Source organism: Marinobacter sp. SS5-14b (assembly GCF_030541005.1).
In the GTDB taxonomy this organism is placed as follows: domain Bacteria; phylum Pseudomonadota; class Gammaproteobacteria; order Pseudomonadales; family Oleiphilaceae; genus Marinobacter.
In genome coordinates this window covers 1-2,384 of sequence record NZ_JASSVM010000031.1, presented here as the reverse complement: position 1 = coordinate 2,384, position 2,384 = coordinate 1, and the positions used below count along the sequence as shown (strand labels likewise).

4 protein-coding genes are annotated in these 2,384 nt (G+C 42.9%); all 4 read right to left on the bottom strand.

Annotated elements, in window-relative coordinates:
* Positions 1–123: 123 nt before the first annotated feature.
* Positions 124–477, bottom strand: coding sequence for a hypothetical protein (locus tag QPL95_RS18455; RefSeq protein WP_303292370.1), 354 nt, complete (start codon positions 475–477; stop codon positions 124–126).
* Positions 478–562: 85 nt separating this feature from the next.
* The gene (locus QPL95_RS18450; RefSeq protein WP_303292369.1) at positions 563–1,000 is read right to left on the bottom strand and encodes a hypothetical protein; all 438 of its coding nucleotides are present in this window, start codon (positions 998–1,000) and stop codon (positions 563–565) included.
* An 88-nt stretch (positions 1,001–1,088) separates the two neighbouring features.
* On the bottom strand, positions 1,089–1,706 hold the full coding sequence (locus QPL95_RS18445) for a hypothetical protein (protein ID WP_303292368.1): 618 nt from the start codon (positions 1,704–1,706) through the stop codon (positions 1,089–1,091).
* Between the two features lie 18 nt (positions 1,707–1,724).
* Positions 1,725–2,243 (bottom strand): hypothetical protein, encoded by a 519-nt coding sequence (locus QPL95_RS18440; RefSeq protein ID WP_303292367.1) that lies wholly within the window; start codon positions 2,241–2,243, stop codon positions 1,725–1,727.
* Positions 2,244–2,384: the final 141 nt, after the last annotated feature.

The window sequence follows — 2,384 nt, the reverse complement described above, 5'->3', positions numbered from 1 at the left end:
TGCCTGACAGCTCGACGAGACTAGCGAAGCAGGCGTTCTCGCTCATGGGTTTAGGTTGGCCGCTGGTGCGGCCAAAAAAATCACTATTGCCTGTTGATTCCGAGAAGGCTCATATGTGTTAGGCTAGATTCTGGCATACCAAGCGAGCAACTCCTTCAAAGCATCAATGTTTTCAATTTCTAGGTACCAAACCTTGTTGCCCTGCTTGAGCTTTGGCGAATTCTTGTCGTTAAGGTTTGAGTTTCGGGTCTGCTTCCGGTCATAGGGTTTGCCCGGGAACTTCTCATTCTTAACTTTTATTCCCTCAATCTGCGTATCGAATCTCTGGAGCCAGACGTAAAGCGCTTCTGATCTATCGCGCTCTAACGCGATCTCTTTGCCAGATTTCGTATTATATCTCGCTATGTATTGAGTGCAGACCTCAGTGAACGGGAACACCCTCTTAAATTCTTCGCGAGCTTTCTCTGTATTGATCATTTTCTTCCCTGTGCCCAAGGCTTTTTTTAGCAGTGCCCCGCCAGGGGCGTCCGGAGTAGGGCCGAAGGCCCGGAATGAACTAAACCTATTTGCTAGGCCTAGTGTCCTGGTAGGTTACCCTTAGATAGCGAGGCTGGCCCTCGACATCGTAACCACCGAGGTTTTCCCGAATGTCTTTACGAAGTGCATTTACCAGTTCCGTTGCATCACCGCCGCCCTCGGTTGAGATTTGCGTGGCGTAATTTGAAGCCAGAGTTGATTGCTCTTGAGTGCCGTACAGGTGTACTAGAGCAATGGCATCCTCAACCGGCTTTGCACCGTTGACAACAGCTCCGCCTGCATCTCTCTTGACCATCACTCCGTCGATTCCAGAGCGCACCAATACTTTATATGCCTCTGCTAAAGCCGCTACACGAATCGAACGCTGCGAATTCTTAACGTCTCTCGCTGATGTAAACCTATGACCGATCACCCATCCCAAGATAGCGAGAACAACGCCAACGATAACTTGCAGCAAATCCATAGCCTCAGTATCCCTTTGTGCCTAACGCCCCACATAACCGGAATTTTGCGGCGCGAAGCAGAGCAAAATGTCCGTGTTAATGTGATTGTTATGCCTTAATTTCACGTGCATCAATAATGCTTCCTGACTTTACTATTACTTCATGCTCATTGTTGTTTTTATCGTAATAAACCACGTCATCCCTATCTATAACTGCTGTGACAACAATGCCACTTGGTTCATCAGAATAGGTATCTCTCGCAAACCTTATGGCTGTAGCAAGATCAATAGTCCATGATTGCCTATAGTCTTTGCTGGCATGTTCTTCTCGTGACATACCACGGTAAATAACATGTTTTTCTTCAAGGAGGTCAATATTTGAAGGGGGAACATGATCTTTAGTAATTTTTACTTCTGGTGCACCCCATTCAGCTTGTTTGAATGTATACAGCTCGAGTACCCCACCTGAAAAGAACCTCATTAAATTATTGTAGAGTTCATAAGCCCAATTAAATATTTTAGACTCCGTGCTCTTTGTGCTCTGTTTATTCCAAAAATAAGAAAAGGTAGTGTGGTCACCAATTTTCTCTACTGAATTGAATTCTTCTAACACAGTATTAAAAATTATTGCCTCTTCGTTAAACTCTATTACGAGTTTCTTAGAATACGAAAATGGATCTATACACATACTGGTTAATAGTGTTTTTGAAGCGTCAGAAAATATCATAGGTAACAATTTTTTGCGTCACTTAGTTAATGATAAGACCCATTTGTTATCACGATTGAAAAACACAAAGCCACCTGAACTTGTTGGCACTAAAAATCCTTTCCATTCTGTCTTGCGATTAAAAAAGTTATAACCACCCTTTTTGTTTGTTACAAAATTTCCAATCCAGTTTTTCCCTGTATATAAAACCATAACGTCTTCATTTGCTATTACACTAGCACCAACCAGATCACCCTCTGGAGTGCAAACATTATAGCCATTCCATTTGTTGGTATATGGATTTAGCTTGAGAGTGACATCAGGATTAATTGAATAGTTTACATCGGGGTTATATTTGTATGTAACATTTGGATTAATGGAATATGTTACATCTGGATTTATTGAGTAAGTAACATCCGGATTCCATTTGTATGTAACGTCAGGGTTTATAGAGTATGTAACATCGGGGTTATCAGAATAAGGAATTGCACAGTCTTTTGCGAATGTAACTGATGACTGAAGCACCAACATGAATGCTACTAGATAAATTTTGTTCATTGCTCTTCCTTATTTTGAGGCATAACGACGGATGTTAAGCGGCACTGGCGCCAGCCAGGGTCCGACTTAACGTGTGGTTATACGGACCGTCCTGAAAGACTCTCATGCTCCACCCTACTCACAGACCACTCAACACCCTGC

Coding starts and splice junctions, on each gene's coding strand:
- QPL95_RS18440 (WP_303292367.1), bottom strand. CDS start 2,243: ATGAACAAAATTTATCTAGTAGCATTCATGTTGGTGCTTCAGTCATCA.
- QPL95_RS18455 (WP_303292370.1), bottom strand. CDS start 477: ATGATCAATACAGAGAAAGCTCGCGAAGAATTTAAGAGGGTGTTCCCG.
- QPL95_RS18445 (WP_303292368.1), bottom strand. CDS start 1,706: ATGATATTTTCTGACGCTTCAAAAACACTATTAACCAGTATGTGTATA.
- QPL95_RS18450 (WP_303292369.1), bottom strand. CDS start 1,000: ATGGATTTGCTGCAAGTTATCGTTGGCGTTGTTCTCGCTATCTTGGGA.